This is a genomic window from Streptomyces sp. 8K308 (genome assembly GCF_004348315.1).
Classification (GTDB): Bacteria; Actinomycetota; Actinomycetes; order Streptomycetales; family Streptomycetaceae; genus Streptomyces.
In genome coordinates this window covers 1-23,270 of sequence record NZ_SMKC01000080.1, presented here as the reverse complement: position 1 = coordinate 23,270, position 23,270 = coordinate 1, and the positions used below count along the sequence as shown (strand labels likewise).

19 protein-coding genes and 2 pseudogenes are annotated in these 23,270 nt (G+C 72.7%); 15 read left to right on the top strand and 6 right to left on the bottom strand.

Going from position 1 to position 23,270, the window contains the following annotated elements:
- The first annotated feature begins 76 nt into the window (after window positions 1-76).
- Genes gcvT through E1265_RS14415 form a run of 3 tightly spaced genes read left to right on the top strand, consistent with a single transcriptional unit; the run spans window position 77 to window position 3,042 of the window.
- Complete coding sequence (gcvT, locus tag E1265_RS14425) at window positions 77-1,201, top strand: glycine cleavage system aminomethyltransferase GcvT (protein ID WP_243740782.1); 1,125 nt, start codon at window positions 77-79, stop codon at window positions 1,199-1,201.
- A gap of 50 nt (window positions 1,202-1,251) precedes the next feature.
- Window positions 1,252-1,638: a glycine cleavage system protein GcvH gene (gene gcvH, locus E1265_RS14420; protein ID WP_132930702.1), complete on the top strand. Its 387-nt coding sequence runs from the start codon at window positions 1,252-1,254 to the stop codon at window positions 1,636-1,638.
- A gap of 21 nt (window positions 1,639-1,659) precedes the next feature.
- Window positions 1,660-3,042: an L-serine ammonia-lyase gene (locus E1265_RS14415; protein WP_132930701.1), complete on the top strand. Its 1,383-nt coding sequence runs from the start codon at window positions 1,660-1,662 to the stop codon at window positions 3,040-3,042.
- Window positions 3,043-3,502: 460 nt separating this feature from the next.
- On the opposite strand, the gene E1265_RS14410 is transcribed toward E1265_RS14415, so the two are convergent.
- Both E1265_RS14410 and E1265_RS14400 read right to left on the bottom strand, forming a co-directional pair.
- Window positions 3,503-3,790, bottom strand: a complete 288-nt coding sequence (locus E1265_RS14410; RefSeq protein ID WP_132930700.1) for a hypothetical protein — start codon at window positions 3,788-3,790, stop codon at window positions 3,503-3,505.
- Window positions 3,791-4,233: 443 nt separating this feature from the next.
- Window positions 4,234-4,767 carry a GrpB family protein gene (locus E1265_RS14400; RefSeq protein WP_243740780.1) on the bottom strand — a complete coding sequence of 178 codons (534 nt, stop codon included), beginning with the start codon at window positions 4,765-4,767 and terminating at the stop codon, window positions 4,234-4,236.
- A 178-nt stretch (window positions 4,768-4,945) separates the two neighbouring features.
- On the opposite strand from E1265_RS14400, the pseudogene E1265_RS39015 reads away from it, so the two are divergent.
- The 3 genes and pseudogenes from E1265_RS39015 to E1265_RS37020 form a co-directional block, all read left to right on the top strand.
- Window positions 4,946-5,075: pseudogene (locus E1265_RS39015) on the top strand (IS701 family transposase); the annotation flags it as partial.
- Between the two features lie 234 nt (window positions 5,076-5,309).
- Window positions 5,310-6,112 (top strand): annotated as a pseudogene (locus E1265_RS14390) (MBL fold metallo-hydrolase).
- 511 nt (window positions 6,113-6,623) lie between these two features.
- Entirely contained in the window at window positions 6,624-9,695 is a 3,072-nt protein-coding gene (locus E1265_RS37020; RefSeq protein WP_165953749.1) for a hypothetical protein, read from the top strand.
- Here the strand turns inward: E1265_RS37020 and E1265_RS14380 are convergent.
- Window positions 9,687-10,751 carry a hypothetical protein gene (locus E1265_RS14380; RefSeq protein WP_132930699.1) on the bottom strand — a complete coding sequence of 355 codons (1,065 nt, stop codon included), beginning with the start codon at window positions 10,749-10,751 and terminating at the stop codon, window positions 9,687-9,689. The genes E1265_RS37020 and E1265_RS14380 overlap by 9 nt on opposite strands.
- 213 nt (window positions 10,752-10,964) lie before the next feature.
- Between E1265_RS14380 and E1265_RS14375 the strand changes: the two genes are divergently transcribed.
- The 6 genes from E1265_RS14375 to E1265_RS14350 all read left to right on the top strand — a co-directional run bounded on the left by E1265_RS14375 (window position 10,965) and on the right by E1265_RS14350 (window position 15,672).
- On the top strand, window positions 10,965-11,402 hold the full coding sequence (locus E1265_RS14375; RefSeq protein ID WP_132930698.1) for a DUF2269 family protein: 438 nt from the start codon (window positions 10,965-10,967) through the stop codon (window positions 11,400-11,402).
- Window positions 11,403-11,407: 5 nt separating this feature from the next.
- A complete protein-coding gene (locus tag E1265_RS14370; RefSeq protein WP_132930697.1) occupies window positions 11,408-11,683 on the top strand; it encodes a hypothetical protein in 276 nt (91 codons plus the stop codon).
- Between the two features lie 7 nt (window positions 11,684-11,690).
- Window positions 11,691-12,362 (top strand): HD domain-containing protein, encoded by a 672-nt coding sequence (locus E1265_RS14365; protein ID WP_132930696.1) that lies wholly within the window; start codon window positions 11,691-11,693, stop codon window positions 12,360-12,362.
- A 279-nt stretch (window positions 12,363-12,641) separates the two neighbouring features.
- Window positions 12,642-13,394 carry a class I SAM-dependent methyltransferase gene (locus E1265_RS14360; RefSeq protein ID WP_132930695.1) on the top strand — a complete coding sequence of 251 codons (753 nt, stop codon included), beginning with the start codon at window positions 12,642-12,644 and terminating at the stop codon, window positions 13,392-13,394.
- A gap of 5 nt (window positions 13,395-13,399) precedes the next feature.
- Entirely contained in the window at window positions 13,400-14,455 is a 1,056-nt protein-coding gene (locus tag E1265_RS14355; RefSeq protein ID WP_132930694.1) for a pyridoxal-phosphate dependent enzyme, read from the top strand.
- The gene (locus tag E1265_RS14350; RefSeq protein WP_132930693.1) at window positions 14,452-15,672 is read left to right on the top strand and encodes an ATP-grasp domain-containing protein; all 1,221 of its coding nucleotides are present in this window, start codon (window positions 14,452-14,454) and stop codon (window positions 15,670-15,672) included. The genes E1265_RS14355 and E1265_RS14350 overlap by 4 nt, the downstream gene beginning before the upstream one ends.
- A 43-nt stretch (window positions 15,673-15,715) precedes the next feature.
- Here the strand turns inward: E1265_RS14350 and E1265_RS14345 are convergent, their stop codons facing one another.
- From E1265_RS14345 to glgX, 3 genes are all read right to left on the bottom strand, one after another.
- Complete coding sequence (locus tag E1265_RS14345; protein ID WP_132930692.1) at window positions 15,716-17,485, bottom strand: TerD family protein; 1,770 nt, start codon at window positions 17,483-17,485, stop codon at window positions 15,716-15,718.
- Window positions 17,486-17,592: 107 nt separating this feature from the next.
- Window positions 17,593-18,171, bottom strand: a complete 579-nt coding sequence (locus E1265_RS14340; protein WP_132930691.1) for a TerD family protein — start codon at window positions 18,169-18,171, stop codon at window positions 17,593-17,595.
- 128 nt (window positions 18,172-18,299) lie between these two features.
- The gene (gene glgX, locus E1265_RS14335; RefSeq protein ID WP_132930690.1) at window positions 18,300-20,597 is read right to left on the bottom strand and encodes a glycogen debranching protein GlgX; all 2,298 of its coding nucleotides are present in this window, start codon (window positions 20,595-20,597) and stop codon (window positions 18,300-18,302) included.
- Window positions 20,598-20,673: 76 nt separating this feature from the next.
- Between glgX and E1265_RS14330 the strand changes: the two genes are divergently transcribed.
- The 3 genes from E1265_RS14330 to E1265_RS14320 all read left to right on the top strand — a co-directional run bounded on the left by E1265_RS14330 (window position 20,674) and on the right by E1265_RS14320 (window position 23,251).
- On the top strand, window positions 20,674-21,873 hold the full coding sequence (locus E1265_RS14330; protein WP_132930689.1) for an Ig-like domain-containing protein: 1,200 nt from the start codon (window positions 20,674-20,676) through the stop codon (window positions 21,871-21,873).
- Between the two features lie 24 nt (window positions 21,874-21,897).
- A complete protein-coding gene (locus E1265_RS14325; protein WP_132930688.1) occupies window positions 21,898-22,674 on the top strand; it encodes an enoyl-CoA hydratase-related protein in 777 nt (258 codons plus the stop codon).
- Between the two features lie 124 nt (window positions 22,675-22,798).
- Window positions 22,799-23,251: an ATP-binding protein gene (locus tag E1265_RS14320; protein WP_243740781.1), complete on the top strand. Its 453-nt coding sequence runs from the start codon at window positions 22,799-22,801 to the stop codon at window positions 23,249-23,251.
- Window positions 23,252-23,270: the final 19 nt, after the last annotated feature.

The following is a 23,270-nucleotide window of genomic DNA, read 5'->3' as shown; positions in this document are numbered from 1 at the left end:
CAGGTGCCGATGACAGATGGGGAGGGCCACGCCAGCCGGCTGTCCGCCGCGCGCCGGCCCGCCGCCCCCGGAGCACCTGGAGCCCACGCCCATGTCCCGCACCACCCCGCTCGACTCCGTGCACACCGCGCTCGGCGCGGTCATGACCGACTTCGCCGGCTGGCGGATGCCGCTGCGCTACGGCAGCGAGCGTGCCGAACACCAGGCGGTGCGCACCGCGGCCGGCCTCTTCGACCTCTCGCACATGGGTGAGATCACCGTGACCGGCCCCGAGGCGGGCGCGCTGCTCGACCACGCGCTGGTCGGCGAGCCGTCGGCGCTGGCGGTCGGCCGGGCCCGCTACACCATGATCTGCGACGAGCGCGGCGGCATCCTCGACGACCTGATCGTCTACCGCCTCGGCGAGCGGGAGTTCCTGGTGGTGGCCAACGCGGCCAACACCGACCGGGTGCTGGCCGCGCTCACCGAGCGGTCGGCCGGCTTCGACGCCGCGCCGCGCGACGACCGCGAGCGGTACGCGCTGATCGCCGTCCAGGGTCCCGCCTCCCCGGCGGTCCTGGGCCGGCTTACCGACGCCGACCTGGGATCGCTGCGCTACTACGCCGGCCTGCCGGGCACGGTCGCCGGCCGGCCGGCGATGATCGCCCGCACCGGCTACACCGGCGAGGACGGCTTCGAGCTGTTCTGCGCCCCCGAGAACGCCGAGGAGCTGTGGCGGGCCCTGACCGAGGCGGGCGCGCCTGACGGCCTGGTGCCCTGCGGCCTCGCCTGCCGCGACACGCTGCGCCTGGAGGCCGGCATGCCGCTCTACGGCCACGAACTGACCAGCGACACCACCCCGTTCGACGCGGGACTCGGCCGGGTGGTCAAGCTCGGCAAGCCCGGCGGCTTCGTCGGCCGCGAGGCGCTGGCCGCCGCGGCCGAGCGGGCCGAGCGGCGGCCGCCGCGCGTCCTGGTCGGCCTGGTCGCCGAGGGACGGCGGGTGCCGCGCGCCGGCTACCCGGTGGTGGCGGCGGACGGCACGGTGATCGGCGAGGTCACCTCGGGCGCCCCCTCGCCGACGCTGGGCAGGCCCATCGCCATGGCGTACGTCGACGCGGCGCACGCCGCCCCGGGCACCGCCGGCGTCGCCGTCGACGTCCGCGGCACGCACGAGCCGTACGAGGTCGTGGCGCTGCCGTTCTACCGGCGCCAGAAGTAACCACGAGCCACCACAAGCAACAGAACACCCTGAACCGGGAGAATCCCCTCATGAGCGACAACCCTGAGCAGCTCCGTTACAGCCAGGAGCACGAGTGGCTTTCGGCCGCCGAGGACGGCGTGGCGACGGTCGGCATCACCAGGTACGCGGCCGACGCGCTCGGCGACGTGGTGTTCGTCCAGCTGCCGGCCGTCGGGGAGACCGTCACCGCCGGCGAGTCCTGCGGCGAGCTGGAGTCGACCAAGTCGGTCAGCGAGCTGTACTCCCCCGTCAGCGGCGAGATCACCGAGACCAACCAGGCCGTCGTCGACGACCCGGCGCTCGTGAACACGGCCCCCTTCGAGGGCGGTTGGCTGTTCAGGGTCAGGATCGACGAGTCGGCCGAGCCGGCCGGGCTGATGTCGGCCGCCGAGTACGACGCCCTCACCAACGGCTGACCGACGACCGGGACCCAGGCCATGGCCCTCTCCGTCTTCGACCTGTTCTCCGTCGGCATCGGCCCGTCGAGCTCGCACACCGTCGGCCCGATGCGGGCCGCGCGGATGTTCGCCCGGCGGCTGAAGAACGAGGGGCTGCTGGCGCACACGGCCGCCGTGCGGGCCGATCTCTTCGGCTCGCTCGGCGCCACCGGGCACGGCCACGGCACGCCGAAGGCCGTGCTGCTCGGCCTTGAGGGCCACGCCCCCGACACGGTGGACGTGGACCGCGCCGACGAGGAGGTGACCAGGATCCGGGCCACCGGCCGGCTGCGGCTGCTGGCCGCGGAGATCGGCGACGCCCACCCGATCGCGTTCGACGCCGAGTCCGACCTGGTACTGCACCGGCGCGAGACGCTGCCCTACCACGCCAACGGCATGCGGCTCGCCGCCGCGGACGCCGCCGGCGAGCCGCTGCTCACCAGGACCTACTACTCGGTCGGCGGCGGCTTCGTCGTCGACGAGGAGGCGATCGGCGCCGACCGGATCCGGCTCGACGACACCCGGCTTCCGCACCCCTTCCGCACCGGCGACGAGCTGCTGCGGCTGACCAGGGAGACCGGGCTCTCGGTCTCCGCGCTGATGCTGCGCAACGAGACCGCCTGGCGGAGCGAGGCCGAGGTGCGGGCCGAACTGCTGCGGATCTGGGCGGTGATGCGGGCCTGCGTGGCGCGCGGCCTGGAACGCGAGGGGATACTCCCCGGCGGCCTCAGGGTCCGCCGCCGGGCCGCCACCTCGGCCCGCCGACTGCGGGCCGAGGGCAACCCGGCGGACGCCGCGCTCGAGTGGGTGACGCTCTACGCGATGGCGGTCAACGAGGAGAACGCGGCCGGCGGCCGGGTGGTGACCGCCCCCACCAACGGCGCGGCCGGCATCATCCCGGCGGTGCTGACGTACTACACGGAGTTCGTGCCGGGCGCCGACGAGGAGGGCGTCGTCCGCTTCCTGCTGGCGGCCGGCGCGGTGGGCATGCTGTTCAAGGAGAACGCATCCATCTCCGGCGCCGAGGTCGGCTGCCAGGGCGAGGTCGGCTCCGCCTGCTCGATGGCGGCCGCCGCGTTGACCGAGGTGCTGGGCGGCACCCCCGAGCAGGTGGAGAACGCGGCCGAGATCGGCATCGAACACAACCTCGGCCTCACCTGCGACCCCGTGGGCGGCCTGGTGCAGATCCCCTGCATCGAGCGCAACGGCATGGCCGCCGTCAAGGCCATCACCGCCGCCCGCATGGCCCTGCGCGGCGACGGCCGCCACCACGTCTCCCTCGACAAGGCCATCCGCACGATGAAGCAGACCGGCGCCGACATGAGCGTCAAGTACAAGGAGACGGCCCGTGGCGGGCTCGCGGTCAACGTGGTGGAGTGCTGACCGCAGCATCTCCGACCTGCGGGAATGACTCCTTCACCGCTGTCCGGCCCTTCCTGCCCCGCACCGTGGAAAGTCCCTGAGCGGTGGGCGACTGACCAGCGGAGACGCAGCGCTTGAACGACCTGCGGCAGCCGCTGGGGGCCGCGCCGGGGTGGATGGTCCAGGGGGTGGTGGCTGCTCGGTGGGCTTGGGACCGGACGATCGCGGGTGCCGTGGTGCCGTGCGGGGAGGCGCGCTGGTGGGCTGGGTATCGCTCATGAAGGGGGTTCGCTCCGTTTCGGGGCACGCCTACAACGCCGCTGCCGGAACGGGACGGGAAGGCGAACACCCTGCCCCTCGGTGGGGAGCAGGGTGTTTGGACCGGGAAGAGGGCCGTCAGCCGCGCGTGCCGGCGGCCCCCGGAGTGGCTCGCCCTGAGGGGGCAGGTGAGTCGTCACAGTGAGAGGCGCCTGTCATGGACTCAGTTGTCCGCCAGGTCACACGCGTTCTCGGCGTGAGACTGTGTGACTCCGGAATCGGTGAGCCGGACAAGGCACAACCCGTAATCCACCCACGAGCCGCCCGAGCCTGTCGCGCACGCGTTGACCCTGGTTGCGGTGAGCGAGTATCCACGGTTGCTGAGGTACTGCTGACAGTCGTGGGCGGTGGCGTGCGCGGGAGCGGCTAGCGCCATCGTGCCGGCGACCAGCGCCGTAGCCGCGAGACAGGCAGCCGGGATTCCGTTGGACAGCTTCTTCATCATGCTCACGTTGACTCCTTACGCGAGATATCGCCTGATTCCGACGAGGGACGGAAAATTGAACGTACGGCAGACTCGCGAAGGCGGGGGAGCGTGCACGGTGCCTACATTGACGGTCAGGAGTGTGCACGCTGCCCGGTCCGGAACTTCGGGGGTCGCGGTGTCAGGACTTGGGCCAGCGGGGCTTCCAGGCGGCGGAGAACGAGTGCGGCCCGGACCAGTACGAGGTACGGCGCCACGTCGGCTGGTACTGGCATGTCACCGAGCTCGCCCTGGCGGAAGTTCGGGGACTCCTGGCAGCTCGTGTTCCCCCGCGTGCCCACACCCACGTGCTGAACGGTAGATCGTGATCTTCATACGGGTCGGCGGCGAGTCGGCTCGGACGCCGTGCTCGTGGGCCGACTTGTGAAGGCGATGCGAACACATGGGTCCGGCCGGCGGCCGCTGCTCGTTCACTCCCAAACAGGCACGGCGGGCAGTCCGCGTGCCGCACGCTCCTGGTCGACGAAGCGTTGGATGAGTTCCGTCTTGCCCTTCGTGTACTCCAGGCCCTCGTGTCCCTCGGCGGCCAAGCGGCGCTTGAGCGCGGCGTAGGCTTCGGCAGCGACCGGGTTGGCCAACAGATGGTCGCGCAGCAGTCGCTCGTTGCGCGTGTCCCAGGTGTCCTCAGTGACGACGTGCAGATGGTGGCTGCGCCGCCCGGCGTCGTCGTCACGGTAGAAGAAGAGCCGCTGCGGCATGCCGGTTTCCTGCCGCGCGTAGCCGAGCCGTTCGAGTACCGCCTCTCGCTCGGGCGTGAGGTCGTCCAGCGTGGCCACCGACGCCATCAGGTCGATGACCGGCTTGGCCGCGAGGCCCGGCACCGACGTACTGCCCACATGCTCGATGTCCGCGAACAGACCAGGCAACGCCCCGGTCAGCTCCCCGCACGCCTGCTTGGCCGACATGAGCCAGGAGGGATCGTATTCGGTGATCTCTGTCGTCACCGCAGCAGCCTAATACCCTTGATGTAGCCCGTAACCCGGCTGGCCGGGGACGGTGCGCAGCGGAACGGGCACCGTTGATCACCGGTGTTGCGAGGATGGTCGAAGATCAGCCGGTGGCCGTGGGGCACAGCGTAGAGCCTGCCCGTTGGCGGGAGGGCTCGCGTCTCGAAAGGCACGGCCGGACGGGATGCGGCACTTGCTGAACAGGGCCGTGTGGGACGCCGACGCGGTCCGTGACGATGTCCGTGCCTCCGCGGTGGAGCACCCGGCGGACGACGAACGCCGTGCTGGTGGTGGACGAGACCGGGGACGAACAGCGCTGCCGGACGGCGGCTTGGATGTGGGTCGGGCTGGGAGGAGAGGCGGTTGGTGGTCTCTCGTCGTCTGCGTGTCGATGAGAGATGACGGCACCGTCTGCGGCCGACGCCCGAGCCATGCACGAGGTCGAGGTCTGCCAGTTCTGCGGGGCGCCCACGACCTGGAGTGAGCTCCGGGGCAACCCGCTTGGTCGTGGGCCGCCCGCGGGTGGCACCATCTGTGGGATGGCCCCTTCGCTCCAGGTCGGCCCGTACACCGTCATCGCGCTCGCCGACGGCGCGGGCCCCTTCTTCTCCACCAGGTCGGAGGCGTTCCCCGACGCATCCACCGAGCAGTGGGCGGCGGCCGACCAGTTCGATCCCGGCGCGCTCGACGCCGACGGGCGCTGGCGGCTCCAGTTCCGCGCGTTCGCGATCCGCAGCGACCAGGGCGTGACGCTGGTCGACGCGGGGATCGGCCCGGCCGACAGCCCGGCGGCCTCGTGGGCGCCCGTGCCCGGGGCGCTCCCGGCTTCGCTGGCCGCCGCGGGTGTCGAACCATCCGAAGTGGACACCGTGGTGCTCACGCACCTCCACACCGACCACGTGGGCTGGGCCGTCGTCGGCGGCGAGCAGACGCGGCCGTTCTTCCCGAACGCCGGATATCTGTTGCAGCAGGCCGAATTCGACGCGATCGAGGAGGTCAACCCGCAGCTGCGGTCCACTGTGATCGACCCGCTCCGGAAGACCGATCAGCTACGGCTGCTCGACGGCGACACCCCGCTGCGCAGCGGCGAGCGGGTGCTCGCCACGCCGGGTCACACGCCCGGACACCAGAGCGTGCTTGTCGCGTCCGGGCGCGAACTCGTCGCCGTCACCGGTGACCTGCTCGTGCACGCGATCCAGCTGCTCCACCCCGAACTCGCCTACGCCCACGAGATGAACCCGGAACAGGCAAGGGCCTCAAGGGAACAGGTGCTCCGCGGCCGGCCGCCAGCACCCTCTATCTCGCCACCCCGCACCTGACCGAGCCGTTCATCGCCCGCTGACCCACGGGTCGGTGGTGACCTCGTACCTGCCCAGATGGCACTGCTGCCCCGGCAAGAACCGCCATGCCTCCCACAACCATCGACAAGTGCGTCACCACTGCCCGACATCCTCGCTCCGGCCGGGTCTGCGGGGCCTGGCCGCCGCGTTCGCCTCAGCAGCGGCAACTCCTCCGGCGCCACCGCCGCGACCGCCACCCGGGCCAGCTCCAACGCCGCCTCACGCCGCCGTCTGCGTCCGGACATGAACCCCCTCACCCCGCGTCCATCGCAGCCTACTGCCCACCCAACCGCTGACACAGGCGTTCGCATTCCGTGGCCGGCGCCGCCCTGCTGAAGGGCTGACAGCCACGCGCTTGCGAAAGTGATCGGTTCTGATCGGTTGTTCGCCGACACGGTACGTGCGTGACCGGCTCGGCTTAGCGTGAGCCGGCTTGCGTTGACGACCGGAATCGAGGCTTCGATGCAGATGCCACGTGGACTCAGACGAACGGCCGTAACACTCCCAGCGCTGATGGTGCTCCTGTTGACCTGGCTCGGCGCGCCCCACTCGACCACCGCCAGCGCCACCACCAGCGCCGCCGCCGGCAGCGGAGGAACCGCGCCGATCGAGCAGGCGTTCACGATCGACGGTGACGCCATCAACCGGAACCCCGCCGACCTCTTCCGGGGGTTCGGGGCGGTCTCGTGCAACAACACCTCCCGGCTGCTGCTCGACTACAAGGAGGAGAACCCCGAGCAGTACTGGGAGTTGCTGAACACCCTCTTCCATCCGGTGACCGGCATGGGCCTGACCGAGGTCAAGGTCGAACTCGGCTCGGACACCAACACCTCGTCGGGGACCGAGCCCGCCTCCATGCGGGCCGCGGACGAGGAGGCCGACGTGCTGGCCGGCGCCGGCTGGCACTTCGCCGCCGACGCCAGGTCGATCAACCCGGACATCGAGGTCAGCCTGCTGCGCTGGGCGGACCCGCGGTGGGTCGAGGAGGCCGCCGAGGGCGGCCTGGCGGCGGGCCTCGAGGCCCGTTACACCTGGTACAAGCGAACCATCGACGCCGTCCACGACGCGTTCGGGATGGAGATCGACTGGATCGGCATCGGCAAGAACGAGAACTACGACCGCGCCGACGTGCTGCCCTTCCTCGACTACCTGGAACGGCGCCTGGCCGAGGACTCACGTCCTGCGAGCGCGCCGCGCTACGACTACGCCTCGCGGATCAGGTTCGTGGGCGCCGACGAGATCAAGGGCCGCGGCTTCGCCAACGACCTGGTCCGCGTGCTCGACGAGGACGAGGTCGCCGCGATCGACCGTCTTGAGCGCCCGGTCGCGATCGACGCCGACGACGCCGATCCCGAGCACCCGGTCGACGGGAACGGCGTCTACACCAATGTCGCGCACGACGTCGCCTACGTCGGCGACCTGGCCGGCGAGAAGGTCTACCGGGTGGTGTTCCCGGGCCGGGAGTACGACGGTTGGACCCGCTCGGACGGCGTCGTGTACCCGCCGGCCGAGGGCGACTCGACGACGTACCACTACATGATCGGCGACCCGGACGAGCCCACCACCGGCACGGACGGCCGACCGCTCGACCCGGCCGCGCTGCTGACGAGCGTCGACGCCGTCTCGATCCACTACACCTCGCAGGCCGACCGGGCCATCCGCATCCTCAACACGGTTTACGCGAAGGAGTTCTGGTACTCGGAGGGCATCGCCCCCACCTCGATGTCGCGCAACCGGGTCCAACTGGCCGGCGACGGCGGCATCACCGGGCCCCAGGGCACGCTCGACATCGCCAACCGCGTCATCTTCGGCTACCACAACGCCGGCCGGAACGACGCCGCCGCGGGACCGCTCCCCTCCGACTCCGGCCAGACCCGCCACCTCTTCCAGCCCGCGATCAGCGCGTTCTACCAGAACGGCACCTACAGCGCGAAGCAGCTGATCGGCGCGCACGACCCGTGGTCGGGCTGGTACGAGCTGGACAGCGGGGTGCAGATGGTGCGGCACTTCACGGCCTTCGCCGAGACGGGACCCGACCGGGCCTGGCACTACGTCGACGGCGGCGCCTCGTACGGCACGGGCTGGTCCGCCGGCGACGGCATCGGGGACAGCGGCGTCAGCCGGCTCACCCTGGCCGACCCGCGCCGCACCGACTTCTCCACCGTCCTGACCAACGACGCGCCAAACCCGGCCTCGGTCACCGTGACGGTCACGGACATGGGGCGGGCCCAGTCCAGGGGCCTCACCAGGTTCGAGACCCGGGGCCCGGACGCGGGCGAGCGCTACGACGAGAACTGGTTCCAGAACCTGGGGCGGGTCGCCACCAGGCCCGACGGGGACGGCGGCAGCACGTTCACCGTCACCCTGGCGCCGTACTCGATCTCCACGATCACGACGCTGCGCGGCGTGCCGGAGTACCGGCCGGGCTCCTCGGAGCCGTACGAGCGCACGGTGCTGGACGTGGGCCGGCCCGGCGGCACGCTCTACCACGACGACTTCGAGTACGACGAGTACCCGGAGACCGCTGTGGCGGGCCAACGCCTCGACTACGTCGAACGCCGGGGCGGCAGCCCGCGCTACGCCACCGACATGGGCGGCGCGTTCGAGGTCGAGACGACCGGTGACGGTCCTGCCGGCGGCAACCACCTCCAGCAGAACATCCCCTACTGGAACAAGCCGGGTCTCTGGCGGTACGGCGGCAACTCCTACCCCCACACTCTGATCGGCGACGACCACTGGGCGAACTACTCGGTGAGCATGGACTTCGCGTTCGACCTCACCTCCTACGACCCGGCGCTGAAGGTCGACGACGACCCCGACGCGTACTACGAGAACTACGTGGCCCTCGGCGGCCGCAACTCCCGGGGCAGCGGCGGGAACGTGCACGACGGGATCACCTTCGTCGTGCAGCCGGACGGCACCTGGGGGCTGATGAAGCGCGGCGACGTCAGGGCCTTCCCGACCGGCGCCGCCCGGGGCACGCTGCTCGGCGGCACCCTGCGGGACTTCAATCCGGCCGCCTCGCACACCATCCGGCTCGACCTGCGCGGGAACGAGTACGTCGGCTACGTCGACGGTGAGCGCGTGTTCGCGTACACCGACCGCGCCGCCGACACCGTGACCGGCCGCGTGGTGATCTCCAGTGGCTTCTACCAGAACCGGTTCGACAACCTGGAGGTCGCCTCGGTCCCGGGACACGCCCCCTACGCCACCGAACGCGTCGACAACGGCGACGAGCGCGTGGAGTTCTCCGGGCCGGCCGGCTCGTGGACGCACAGCGTCACCGCGGGGCACGCCTACCTGTACCGCACGCGCTCCGACGGCGGGGCCGGGGCCGTGCTCACGGTGCCCTTCCGGGGCAGCGGGTTCGCGATCGACGGGGACGGCACCTCGGCCACCGTCGACGTCCACGTCGACGGCGAGCTGGTGGCCGACGACCTGGCCGTCACGGCGACCGGGGAGCGGGCCGCCGCCTACTCCCTGACCTCGCTGCGGCCCGGCCGCCACACCGTCACCATCGAGGTCGTCAGCGGCCGGCTCGTCTTCGACGCCTTCCACCAGTTCGGCACCGCGACGTCACCCTGACACCCCGGCGGATGAACCGTGGGGCGCCCGGGGCCAGCCGGTCCCGGGCGCCCCACGCCGCGCCGGGAGGGCGAGGGACAGCACCCACAACAGCGCCAGGTCGACGGCGAGTTCGGTGACGGCGGCGAACTGGTTCACGGTGAACTTGAAGACCTGGCCCACCAGTACGTCGGTGAGCAGGGCCAGCCAGCACAGCCGCAGCGCGGTCGCCCGGTCCCGGCGCAGCCACAGCAGCCCGGCCACCCCGAGGGCCGCCGACGCGGCGGCGCTGAGCAGGATGCCGACGCTGGCGCCCACCTGCGGGTCGCCGGACAGCCGACCGCCGGCGAGGTCGGCGAGGAGCCAGCAGGTGAGCAGCATTGCCTCGGTGACGACGCATCCGACGGCGAGCGCGGTGGCGAGACGCGTCCTGGCGAGGCGCCGCAGCGCGCGCACGGTGCCGGCCGCCAGGGCCCGGCGGCGCTCGGCCGGGGCGCGCTCCGGCACGGCCGAGAGCAGCGCGGCCAGGGCCTGGTCGACGTCCCGCTCCGAGTCCGCGAGCAGCGCGAGCGCGGATCGCCTTTGCCGGGCGGTGAGGCCGCGGGTGACACCGGCGAGGGCGAGGTCGGCGACGTGCGCGGTGCGCCGCTCGGCGGTGAGCCGCGCCGGGTCGGCCGCCCGGCGGCGCACCAGCCGGGCGAGGACGAGGAGCAGGGCGAAGCTGACGTAGATGAGGCCGGCGGCCGGTTGGTAGAAGTAGCCGGGTTCGTCCGTGACCTGCTTGCCGATCTCGTCGATGAAGAGCCCGAAGCCGACGCCGCCCACGAGCGCCCCGGCGCGCCGGACCGCGGGCCCGAGTAAGCAGACGGTGAGGAGGACGGCGGCGGCCATCAGCAGCCCGCCCCACAGCATGTGGGCGATGTGCAGGCTGCCGCCGTCCCCGCCCAGCTTGGGGTAGCCGGCCTGGGCCAGGAAGGCCCGGGTGACGAGAACCGTGGCGATCCCGGCGAGCGCGAACAGGTCGACGTGGGTGGCGGCGTGGGCGGCCGGCGTCCAGGCGCGGGGGTCCGCGGCCATGTGGGTCCCTCCCCTCGCCCCGGACGCTCCGGGGCCCTTCCCAGGATCGGCCCGGCCCGTGACGCGTCGCGATCCGGTAAGTCCCCGGCTCGTCCCGCACTTCGCCCTCGGGGACCTCCCCGAGACGGGTGGGCGATCACGAAGCGCGGACGCGTTGCCGTACTATGCATTGGCAGCCAACATATTCAGCCTCTCGCTTGGGGGAGCCACCCGATGGCCAAGCTGCTGTTGTCCCTTCACGTCCTCGCGGCGATCCTGGCCATCGGTCCGGTCGCCGTGGCCGCCTCGATCTTTCCGCGCCACGCACGGCAGCCGGAGCCGGGCGCGGGCGCCGCGCTGCTGCACCGGATATGCCGGGGATACGCGCTTTTCGGCATCGCCGTCCCGGTCTTCGGGCTCGCCACCGGAGCCCAACTCGGCGTGCTGACCGACGCCTGGCTGATCGTCTCGATCGTGCTGACCGCGATCGCCGCGGCCGTCCTCGCGCTGGCGATCCTGCCCGGCCAGGCGCGGGTGCTCGCCGCGGCCGGTGGCGAGGTCGTCCCCGGCGCCGCCGCCCGGCTCGCCATGCTGACCGGAGTCTTCAACCTGCTCTGGGCGATCGTCGTGGTCCTGATGATCGTGCGCCCCGGATCGACGACCGGAGCCTGAACCCGATGAGAGCCCTGCGCCCCGCGGCCGCCGTCGAGGCCGCCTCCCTCGTGCTCCTGCTGCTCAACCTCGCCACCGTGCACGCGGCGGCCGTCTCCTCGTTGGCCGGCCCACTGCACGGCACCGCCTACCTGATGACCATCGCGGTCACCTGGCATGCCACCACCTCCCCCGCCGCCCGCTGGCGCGCCGTCATCCCAGGCGTCGGCGGGCTGCTCGCCCTGCGACGGATCGAGCGGGCCGAACCAGGCGCCAAACCAGACGCCACGGAAAGGAACTGACGACACCATGGCCGACCAGAACACGCCGCCCTTCCCCGAGACCGAGCTCGCGGGGAAGGCCCTCCGCCGCGTCGAGGGCCTGCTGGAACCGGCGCTCCTCAACCACAGCCTGCGCGCCTACCTCTACGGGCGCGCGGTCGGTGAGCGCCAGGGGCTGCTGCCCGGGCGCGACTACGACGACGAACTGCTCTTCCTCGGCTGCCTGTGGCACGACGCCGGACTCAGCGCCGAGGGTGATGGCGACCAACTGTTCACCCTGGACGGCGCCGACCTGGCCGCCCGCTTCCTGACCGAGGAGGGCGTGGCGCAGGACCGGGTCGAGATCGTCTGGGACGCGATCGCGCTGCACCTGAACGCGGAGGTGGCGCTGCGCAAGCGCCCCGAGATCGCTCTGGTCACCCTCGGCGCCGGCGTCGACCTGGGCGACGAGGACCCGCCGCTGCTGCCGGCCGACTACGCCGACGCCGTGCACGCGAGGCTGCCCAGGCTGCACGCGGCGGCCGTGCTCTACGACGCGATCGTCGGCCAGGCACTCGCCAAGCCGCACAAGGCGCCGCCGTTCACCGTGCCGGGCGAACTGGTGCGCCAGCACACGGGCGCCACGTGGCCCACCTGGCACCAGCTGATGAACGGGCCCTCCACCTGGGGCGACTACGCGGGCCACCGCTCACGCCTGTGAGCGGCGGCCCGGGGCCGCTCCGGCATCCGGTGCGGCACCGCCGGGAACCCGCCGCCGACCACGACCGACTGCTCAAGTACCCCACGAGAACGCGGAACCGGCGGCGGCCCCGGCGAGCGAAAAGCCCCTCCCTTTAGTCGGCCGAAATAGCTCCCGAGTTCCCGCCCTTTCCGCTTCTCCTTTTCCCTTTCCATTCCCTTGTCGACGCACCGTCCTTGGACTACCGTTCCGCGCGGCATGAAAGTCCTTCACTCTCTCCCGAAACAGAGGTGCCCGCGAATGCGGTGGTACGAGGACGAGACTTTATGGTCGGACTTCTCCAGCACGATGTTCTCGGCCCGAAGGGCCGATGAGGCGGCACGTCTGGTGGCCGGCGCCCCGCTCCTCGAGTTTCCCGAGGGATCCCGGGTGCTCGATCTGTGCTGCGGCCCCGGGCTGTTTCTGGTACCGCTCGCGCGCTGCGGTTACCAGGTCACCGGGGTCGATCTGAGCCCGACCATGCTGAACCGCGCGGAAACGGCGTGCGCCCAGGCCGGCGTTCCCACTCCCCGGCTGATACGCGCGGACATGCTCGCCTTCCGCGAACCGGAATCCTTCGACGTGGTGCTCAACGTCTTCACCTCCTTCGGCTACTTCGAGGACCCGGCGGACAACGCTCGGGTGCTGCGCAACGCGCACGACTCGCTGGTGCCCGGCGGGCAGCTGATCGTCGACGTGCTCGGCAAGGAGGTGCTTGCCGGCTGGATCGGCCGCCCGCAGCTGGTGGAGTTGGAGGACAGCGGCTACGTCGTCCAGCGCGACACCGTCCTGGACGGCTGGCGCCGGCTGCGCACCGACTGGACCCTGGTCAGGGACGGCACGGCGCGCGAGGCGTCGATCAGTTGCTGGCTCTACAGCGGGGTCGAGCTGTGCGCGCTGTTCGAGGCGGCCGGCTTCGTCGACGTCGCCTGCTACGGCGGCTTCGACGCCACCCCCTACGACCAGCACGCGGGGCGGCTCGTGGTGCGCGGCACCCGCGCCGCCGCCCGGTGACCGCCATGGGCGCACGGGTCCACGACCACATCAGCGACGCCCTCAAGGCCCCCGACCTGGTCCGCCTCACCCCCAACACCCTGCTGGCCCGCTTCGAGACGCTGAAGGTCTACGCGGCGCTCGGCGCCGTCCGCACCCTGCTGGAGCGCGGCACGATCCGCCCCGGCGGGACCGTGATCGACAGCTCGAGCGGCATCTACGCGCTCGCCCTCGCCCTGGCCTGCCACCGGTACGGGCTGCGCTGCCACATCGTCGCCTCCACCACCGTGGACGCCACCATGCGCGTCCAACTGGAGATCCTGGGCGCCACCGTCGACCAGATGCCGCCCTCCCAGGACCTCCGCCTCGACCAGGAACGGCGGGTGCGGCGGGTCCGCGAGATACTCGCCGAGCGGCCAGGCACGCACTGGATGCGGCAGTACCACGACCCCGTCCACTACGCCGGCTACCAGGAGTTCGCCGACCTGGTCGCCGCCGCGCTGCCCGGGCAGGCGCTGACCGTGGTCGGCGCGGTCGGCACCGGCGCCTCGACCGCGGGCCTCGTGCTGCCGCTGCGCCGGCGCGGCCTCGACGTCCGACTGGTCGGGCTCCAGCCGTTCGGCAGCGTCACCTTCGGCAGCGACCACATCGGCGACCCCGAGGCGATCATCGCCGGCATCGGCAGCGCCATCCCGTTCGGCAACGTGCGCCACCGGCTCTATGACAGCCTGCACTGGATCGACTTCCGGCACGCCACGGCGGGCGCCGTCGGGCTGCTGCGCGACCACGCGGTCTTCGCCGGCCTGTCCACCGGCGCCGCCTACCTGGCCGCCGGCTGGGAGGCGGCCCACCAGCCGGAGCGCACCCACCTGGTGATCGGCCCCGACACCGGACACCGCTACGTGGAGCGGGCATTCGCCCGGCACCGCGAGATGCCGGACGCCCGCGCGCTCCGGCCGCGCCGCGTCACCCGGCTCGCCGACCTCGTGCCCCCCTGGTCGGTGATGGCCTGGCGCGGCGCCGAAGCCCCGGAGCGGGCCCGCCACGTGCCCCACGCCACCGTCCTGGAGGACGTGCCATGACCATCGCCGCGCTCGAACTACTCTCCTTCGGCCTCGGCCGCATCGTGGCGGCGGCGGCCGACGCCGGGCACCGGCTCGCCCTGCTGACCTCGGACCGCGCCGTCTACCGCCACGAGCTGGCCCAACTCCGGCCCGACGCCCTCGACGTCGTCGACGTGGACACCCTCGACCCGGCCGCCGGCGCCGCCGCGCTGGCCCGGATCCCCGACCTGGCCGGGTTGATCAACTCCACCGACACCTTCGGCATCGTCGCCGCCGACCTCGCCGCCGAGTTCGGGCTGCCGGGCCCCGCCCCCGCCACCGTCCGGCTGCTCCGCGACAAGGCGGCGGTCCGCGCCCTGCTGCACGACCGCGGCCTCAGCCGGTTGCCGGCCAGGACACTGACCGGCGGTGACCCGGCGGCCGACGCCGCGACCGTGCTGGACACGATCGGGCTGCCCGCCGTGCTCAAGGACACCGCGGGCACCTCGTCGCGCGGCGTGTGGCTGGTGCGCGACGAGGCCGCGCTGCGCGCCGCGCTGACCGCCGCCGCCGGCACCCCGCTGCGCGGCGGCCTGTTCGCCGAACCGCTGGCGGCCGGGCCGCTCTACAGCGCCGAGACCCTCAGCTGGTCGGGCCACACCAGGCTGCTGGGCGTGTGCAGCCGCCTGGTGTCGCCCGAGCCGGCCGTGCGCGAGGAGGCCGCCGCCTTCCCGGTGGCCCTGCCAGGTCCTGAGGCGGCCTCGATCGAGGAGTGGCTCGGCCGGCTGCTCGCCGCCGTCGGGCACGAGGCGGGCTTCGCGCACGTCGAGTTCGTGCTCACCGAACAGGGTCCGGAACTCGTCGAGATCAACCGGCGGATCGGCGGCGCGCTGGTCGGCGAGGCCCTCTGCCGCCGCCTGGCCACCAACGTCTACCACGCCCTGATCGACACCACCCTCGGCCGCCGCCCCGCGCTGCTCGACGCGGAGCGCGACGCGGGCCCGGCCACCGGCTTCGTCCTCGTCTACCCCGCGAGCGCCGGCACCCTCACCGGCTGGACCGGCCTCGACACCCTGCCCACCTTCCCCGGGGCCCCTGAGTGGTACCCCACCCTCTCCCCCGGCGACCGGGTGCGCTACCTCGACGACCAGCGCGGCTGCACCGGCATCCTGCTCACCGAGGCGGCCACCGCGGAGCTCGCCCTGCACCGGGCGCTGGCCGCCGCCGGCAGCGTCCACCCGGTCATGGCCCCCTGAGAACCGGGGTCGGGGGCCCACCGGCACCGGCCGCGCCCCTCGGTCACCGCGCCGAGCGCTGGCGGGCGACGGCCAGGTGCTCGAGGACCTGGGAGACCACCCGGCTGCCGCCGGGCGCCAGGGGCGGCTCGTAGGTCCAGGAGTGGCCCACCCAGGGGTCGGCGAGATGGTCGTCGGGCACCGGGGTGATCCGCAGCAGGGAGCGCCACAGCGGGTCGAGCACCGGGCCGTAGGCCCGGGCGTCCTCGCGGTCGGCGACCATGATCAGGTTGACCCCTATCGAGGGTCCCTCGTCCGCCAGGTAGCGCAGCTGGGTAACGGCCCGGTCGTCGAAGCCGTGCGGGAAGTCGTGGACGAGGAGCAGCTGTTCCGCCGGGTCGAGGTCGGGTGGCAGCGAGTCGACGGCGCCGCTGCGGACGGCCATCTGGATCAGGTCGACGCGCTGGGTGAGCCGGTCGAGGACGGTGCTGACCCCCGCGTGGCCCAGGGCCGGCTTCTCGCGCAGCGCGCCGGTGCTCAGCAGCGGCGCCAGCGCGCCGGCCGCGCTGCCCGCCGGGTCGATCACCTGCACGTTGAACGCGCCGACCGGGTGGACCGCGAGCAGCCTGGCCACCACGGCCGTGGCCGTCTCGGCGGCCAGCCGCCGCATGCCGTCCGCGTCCACCGCCGCGGCCTCGGGCGAGGCGGCGACGCGCCGCCCGGCGTCGACCCACAGGCCCCGCTGGAGCGGCAGCCGCACCAGCATCGGGATCCGCAGGTCGGCGCGCTCCGGCAGGCTCAGGTCGCCGAGCCGCAGCGCCATCGGCGTCTCGCCCGGCACCTGGTACGCCTGCCAGACCGGGTTGTCCCAGCGGGCGAAGGCGAGCGGCAGCGCCGGCTCGACGACCTCGGACTCGGCGACCAACTGCGCCACGTCCCGCTCGAACGCGGCGCGCGCCTGGTCGACCAGCTGACCGTGCTTGGCGCGGGCCTGGACGCGGGCCGCGTCGGCGGCCGGGCCGACCCGGGTGCTGGGATCAGACAGCACCTGGTCGAGCTCGCGCTCCATCCGGGAGTCGGCGAAGTCGACCGCGCTGCGGTAGGCGGCCGTCGTTCTCGCCAGGTCCTCGAACATGCCCCAGACCTGGTTGTAGAGCCGCTCCTCCATGGTGTGCCCGGCCGCGTCCCCGGCGACCGGCTGGTCCGGCCGGCCGGGCGACGAACCGGTGGCGGCCGGTGCCTGGGTGGGGGCCGGCGCCGGCGGGGGCGTGGCGACCGAGCGGGCCATGCTGGCCACCGCCTCGTTGATGGTGGTGGCCAACTGCCGCGCCTGCGGCAGGCCCTGGTCCTCCAGCATGGCCGCGAGCCCGCCCGCGTACCCCTGGCCCATGGCGCGCACCTTCCAGCCGCCGCCGCGCCGGTACAGCTCGACCGCGACGATGGCCGACTCGGTGGCGAGGTCGGTGACCGTGTAGCGGACGATCTCGGTGCCGTCCAGGCCGGTGACGGCGATGGTGGGCGCGGCCACCGCGCCGAAGCTGGCCGGGCCGCCCACCCCCGCCGGCAGGGCGAGCAGCACGTTGGCCCGGTGCACGGCCTCGGGCAGCGCGTCCAGGTCGACCGCGAGCCGGTGGTCCGCCGCGGCCTGCCGGGACACCTCGATCCCCGGCAGCCGGGGCGAGGCCGGATGCGCTATCCACGCCGTGTCCCGCATCCGCCCCTGGTCGTCGTTGAGCGTCACCCCGGCCACGACCGGCTGTCCGGCCGACACCCGGACCTCGAGTCGGGTGTCGGTCAGTGGATGGTTCTGCCCGCGGATCAGCTCGGCCGCCATCGCCGCGCCCCCTGTCGTTTCCTTGCTCGCGCTGTGTGTTCGCCGCTGTCTGCTGTGCCCGGCCCGACCGGCCGGGCCCCGGATGGTATCGGTGGCGCCGGCCCGAACTACAGGTACGGCACCAGCGCGGGCATCAGGTCCTGGAAGGTGCGGCCGTTGGCCGCCTCGCCGATGGCGGTCATCTGCCAGCCCCCGCCCTGGCGGCTCACCTTGGCCATGACCTGCGCGGTGTAGGGGCCGCCGCCGGTCAGCGTGTAGCGGGCGAGCTCCTGGCCGTTGGTCTCGTCGACCAGGCGGCAGAACGCGTTCTCCACCTCGGCGAAGGACTGGCCGGTGAAGGAGTTGACCGTGAAGACGATGGTGTCGATGTGGACCGGCACCCGCGGCAGGTCGACGAGGATCGCCTCGTCGTCCCCGCCCTGCCCGGCGCCGCCCACCAGGTTGTCGCCGGTGTGCCGCACGGAGCCGTCGTCGCTGACCAGGTGCTGGAAGAAGACCACGTCGACGGGCTGCTTGTCGGCGAAGAGCACCGCCGAGGCGTCCAGGTCGATCTCCTGGCTCCGGGACCTGAAGAGCCCGCGCCGGGGCGCCGCCTGCCAGCCGAGGCCCATCCGCACGGCGCTCAGCGAGCCGCCGTCCTGCTTCTGCAGGCTGATGGCCTGCCCCTTCGACAAGTTGAGACCCATGACTGGCTTTTCCCCTTCTCCGGTGCCCGGCCGCCGGCGTCGGCGGCTGAACAGCACACTACGCACTGCCACTGACACCGCACGCGCCACGGGCGGCTTTGTGTCGGTCCTGCAATACTTCCGGGACGTCACTCGGCCCGCAGCAACAGCGCGGAGCGGTCCTGGAGTCGGAGCGTGCCGCCGCCGGGGTGCGTGGTGTGGGGCGGCAGGTCCTGGTCCTCGCGCGCGGTGTCGACCAGCAGCCGGTAGGCGGAGGCCCAGGGCGGCCCGGGCAGCGGGAAGTCGAGCGGCTCGGCCCCGGCGTGCAGCAGCAGCAGGAAGCTGTCGTCGACGATCGGCCCGCCGGCCGGGTCGCGCCCGGGGATGTCCCGGCCGGACAGGAACATGCCCAACGTGGTGCTCGGCGCGCTCCAGTCTGCCTCGGTCATCTCGCGCCCGTCGGCCGTGAACCAACAGAGGTCGCGCAGTCCGGCCGGACCGTGCGGGCGGCCGGAGAAGAAGGCGCGGCGGCGCAGCACGGGGTGGTCGTGGCGCAGCCTGATCAGCCGCCGGGTGAGGTCGAGCAGCGGCCGCCACTCGGGGTCATCGGCCAACGACCAGTCGAGCCAGCTGAGTTCGTTGTCCTGGCAGTAGGCGTTGTTGTTGCCGGCCTGGGTGCGGCCGAACTCGTCGCCGGCCAGCAGCATCGGCACGCCGGTGGACAGCAGCAACGTGGTGAGCAGGTTCCGCTGCTGCCTGCGGCGCAGCGCGGCGACGGCGGGGTCGTCGGTGGGGCCCTCGACCCCGCAGTTCCAGGAGCGGTTGTCGTCGCTGCCGTCGCGGTTGTCCTCGCCGTTGGCCTCGTTGTGCTTGCGCTCGTGGGAGACGAGGTCGCGCAGGGTGAACCCGTCGTGCGCGGTCACGAAGTTGACGGAGGCGTAGGGGCGGCGGCCGCTGCTGGCGTAGAGGTCGCTGGATCCGGAGAGCCGGTAGCCGAGGTCGCCGAGCTCGGGCAGCGCGCCGCGCCAGAAGTCGCGGACGGTGTCGCGGTAGCGGTCGTTCCACTCGGTCCACAGCGGCGGGAAGGCGCCGACCTGGTATCCGCCGCTGCCGACGTCCCACGGCTCGGCGATGAGCTTGACCCGCCGCAGCACCGGGTCCTGGGCGATCACGGCGAGGAACGGCGAGAGCATGTCGACGTCGTGCATGGCGCGGGCCAGGGCGGCGGCCAGGTCGAAGCGGAAGCCGTCGACGCCCATCTCCTGGACCCAGTAGCGCAGCGAGTCGGTGATCAGTCGCAGCACCTGGGGCTGGACGACATGCAGGGTGTTGCCGCAGCCGGTGTAGTCGGCGTAGTGGCGCGGGTTCGTGGCGAGCCGGTAGTAGCCGGCGTTGTCGATGCCGCGCAGCGAGAGGGTGGGGCCGCGCTCGCCGCCCTCGGCCGTGTGGTTGTAGACGACGTCGAGGATGACCTCGATGCCGGCCTCGTGCAGCGCGTCGACCATGGCGCGGAACTCGCCGATCTGTTCGCCGCGGGTGCCGGAGGCGCTGTAGCCGGCGTGCGGGGCGAAGTAGCCGACGGAGTCGTAGCCCCAGTAGTTGCGTAGGCCGCGGCGCACGAAGCGCGCGTCGTGCGCGAACTGGTGGACGGGCAGCAGTTCGACGGCGGTGACGCCGAGTCGGGTGAGGTGCTCGACGGCCGCGGGGTGCCCGAGCCCCGCGTAGCTGCCGCGGAGTTCTGGCGGGACGCCGGGGTGGCGCATGGTGAACCCGCGCACGTGGAGCTCGTAGATGACGGAGTCGGCCCAGTCGGTGCGCGGGCGCGGCGCGGCCGGCGACCTGGCGTCGGCCACCACCACGCCTTTGGGGACGAACGGCGCCGAGTCGCGGCCGTCGCGCACGGTGTCGGCGAGTTCGGCAACCGGGTGGTCGCGGGTGTGGCCGTGCACCTCGGCCGGCGTGGTGTCGAACTCGCCGTCGACGGCCCTGGCGTAGGGGTCGAGCAGCAGCTTCGCCGGGTTCCAGCGGGCGCCGGTGGCCGGGTCCCAGCGGCCGTGCACCCGGTAGCCGTAGCGCTGTCCCGGGCGGACGCCGGGGAGGAAGCCGTGCCAGATCTCGTGGGTCAGCTCGGGGAGCGGGTGTCGGGTCTCGTGTCCCGCGTCGTCGAAGAGGCAGAGCTCGACGGCGTCGGCGCCGCCCGCCCACAGCGCGAAGTTGGTGCCCTCCACCGCGCCTGGTCCCGGGCCGAACCGGGCGCCGAGCGGCTCGGGCCGGCCGGGCCAGACGTCGGCCGGCCCGGCCTGGGGTGCGTGGCGCACGGCGGCCCTCCCGTCGATATTCCGCCCCAAATGCCCGGGAAGCGCATTTTGCCATGGTTGACCGGGCGGCCGGCCGCAGCGACCAGGCCGAACTGCAGCGGAACGGTGACAGAAGGCGGGGCTCCCCATCCGCACCAGTGTGATTACCTGATCAAACAGTGGGGAGGCGCGCGGGGTTTCGCGCGCGAGGGAGAGAGCGAAACAATTGAGAACGCGGCGTGCGAGAAGACGGGTCTCAAGGGCGACGGCGGCGCTGCTGGGGGCGCTGCTGCTGACGGTGACGGCGTGCAGCGGGGGCGGCGGCCAGGACCGTGGGACCGATCCGGACGACGGGCCGACCGAGGCGTCCGAAGTGTCCATCTCCATCACGCCCGATGACGGCGCGACAGACGTGCCCACCTCGGGCGAGCTGCGGGTGGCCGCCGAGGACGGCACCCTGACGGAGGTCCTGGTCACCGACCCCGAGGGCACCGAGGTGGCGGGCGAGCTCACCGAGGACGCGACCGGCTGGGAGCCGACCGAACACCTCGCCAACGACACCGAGTACACCGTCGCCGTGGTCGGCGAGAACGCGGCCGGCACCGAGGCCACCAGGACCACCAGCTTCACCACGCTGGCGGCCGGGGCCACCTTCACCAGCAACTGGAACATCACCGACGGCGCCGAGGTCGGCGTCGGCATGGAGCTCTCGCTCACCTTCGACACGCCGATCGAGAACACCGACGAGGTGCGGGACGCGATCCAGATCGTGACCGAGCCGCCGGTCGAGGTCAGGGGGCACTGGTTCGGCGACCAGCGGATCGACTTCCGTCCCGAGGAGTACTGGGAGCCGGGCACCCAGGTCGACGTGCGCCTGCGGATCCGCGGCGTGGAGGGCGCGCCCGGCGTCTACGGCACGGCCCGCGAGGACTTCGGCTTCACCATCGGCCGCAGCCAGGTCAGCACGGTCGACGTGGACACCCTCACCATGGACGTGGTCAGGGACGGCGAGTCCATCCGCACCATCCCGGTCACCACCGGCGCCCCGGGCTACGAGACCTGGAACGGCCGCATGGTCATCACGGAGCAGCTGGTCGAGACCCGGATGAACGGCGACACCGTCGGCTACGGCGGCGAGTACGACATCCCGGACGTGCCGCACGCCATGCGGCTTTCCACCTCGGGCACCTTCATCCACGGCAACTACTGGGGCGGCGACGTCTTCGGCAACGAGAACGCCAGCCACGGCTGCATCGGCCTGCGCGACGTCCGGGGCGCCGGCGACCCCGACACCCCCGCCGCCTGGTTCTTCGCCAACTCGATCGTGGGAGACGTCGTCGAGGTCGTCAACTCCAACGACGACGTCATCGCCCCCGACAACGGCCTCAACGGGTGGAACATGCCGTGGGAGGACTGGGGCGTGTGACCCCGGCTGACTAGCCTGGCGCGCATGACCGTTCATCTGGAGGTGGCGGACGGCGTCGGCACCATCCGACTCGACCGTCCGCCGCTCAACGCGCTGGACATCGCCACCCAGGACCGGCTGCGCGAGCTGGCCGGCGAGGTCACCGGCCGGGACGACGTGCGCGCCGTGGTGCTCCGCGGCAGCGACCGGGCGTTCGCGGCCGGGGCCGACATCAAGGAGATGCGGGCGATGGACCACGAGGCGATGGTGGCCCGCTCCCGTGGCCTCCAGGACGCCTTCACCGCCATCGCCCGGGTGCCCAAGCCGGTGATCGCCGCGATCACCGGCTACGCGCTGGGCGGCGGCTGCGAGTTGGCGCTCTGCGCCGACGTGCGGTACGCGGCCGAGGACGCGAGGCTCGGCCAGCCGGAGATCCTCCTCGGCCTCATCCCGGGCGCCGGCGGCACGCAGCGGCTGGCCCGTCTCGTCGGCCCGTCGAGGGCCAAGGACCTGATCTTCACCGGCCGTCAGGTGGCGGCGGACGAGGCACACACGATCGGCCTGGTGGACCGGGTGCTACCGGCCGACCAGGTGTTCGACGAGGCGCACGCCTGGGCCGCGCGGCTCGCCACCGGCCCCGCGATGGCTCTGCGGGCCGCCAAGGAGTCGGTGGACGGCGGCCTCGAGACCGACATCGACACGGGCCTCACCATAGAGCGCTCATGGTTCGCCGGCCTGTTCGCGACCCGGGACCGGGAGTACGGCATGCGGAGCTTCGTCGAGGAAGGCCCGGGCAAGGCCAGGTTCTGGCCCCGCGACTGAGCGCGGCGGCGGCCGGCCCGGTCAGGCCCCGCTCACCCCCGGGGGGCACTTCCCACGGAACTGCCCACGCTCGGGGCATATGCACGCCATGATGGGGGGCATGGCAGCAGCGGCGGACACCCCCATGCGGGACCTCATGCCCGAGGAGCAACTGACCGATGCGGCTCTCGAACCCATCGGCGCCGATCCGTCGATCCGGGAGGTGCGGCTCCCGTCCCGCCCCGAGTCCGCCGGGCTCGCCAGGAGACTGACGCGCGAACAGTTCGGCACCCGCTGGCTGCTGCCGGCCGAGCTCACGGAGAACGCGGTGCTGCTGGTCTCCGAACTCGTCGGCAACGCGGTCCAGCACGCCGGCGCGCCCGCCTTCGGCCTGCGGATCCGCCGCCGCCGCGGCTGGATCCGCGTCGAGGTCAGGGACCCGTCCCGGGCGCTGCCCTGCCTGCTGCCGGTCCGCGAGATGGACGTCGTCACGGGGCGTGGCCTCTTCCTCGTCGACACGTTGGCCGACCGCTGGGGCGTGGACCTGCTGCCGTGGGGGAAGTCGGTGTGGTTCGAGATGCGGACCGCTGCGCGCTAGGCGTCTCACGGCGAGGTTC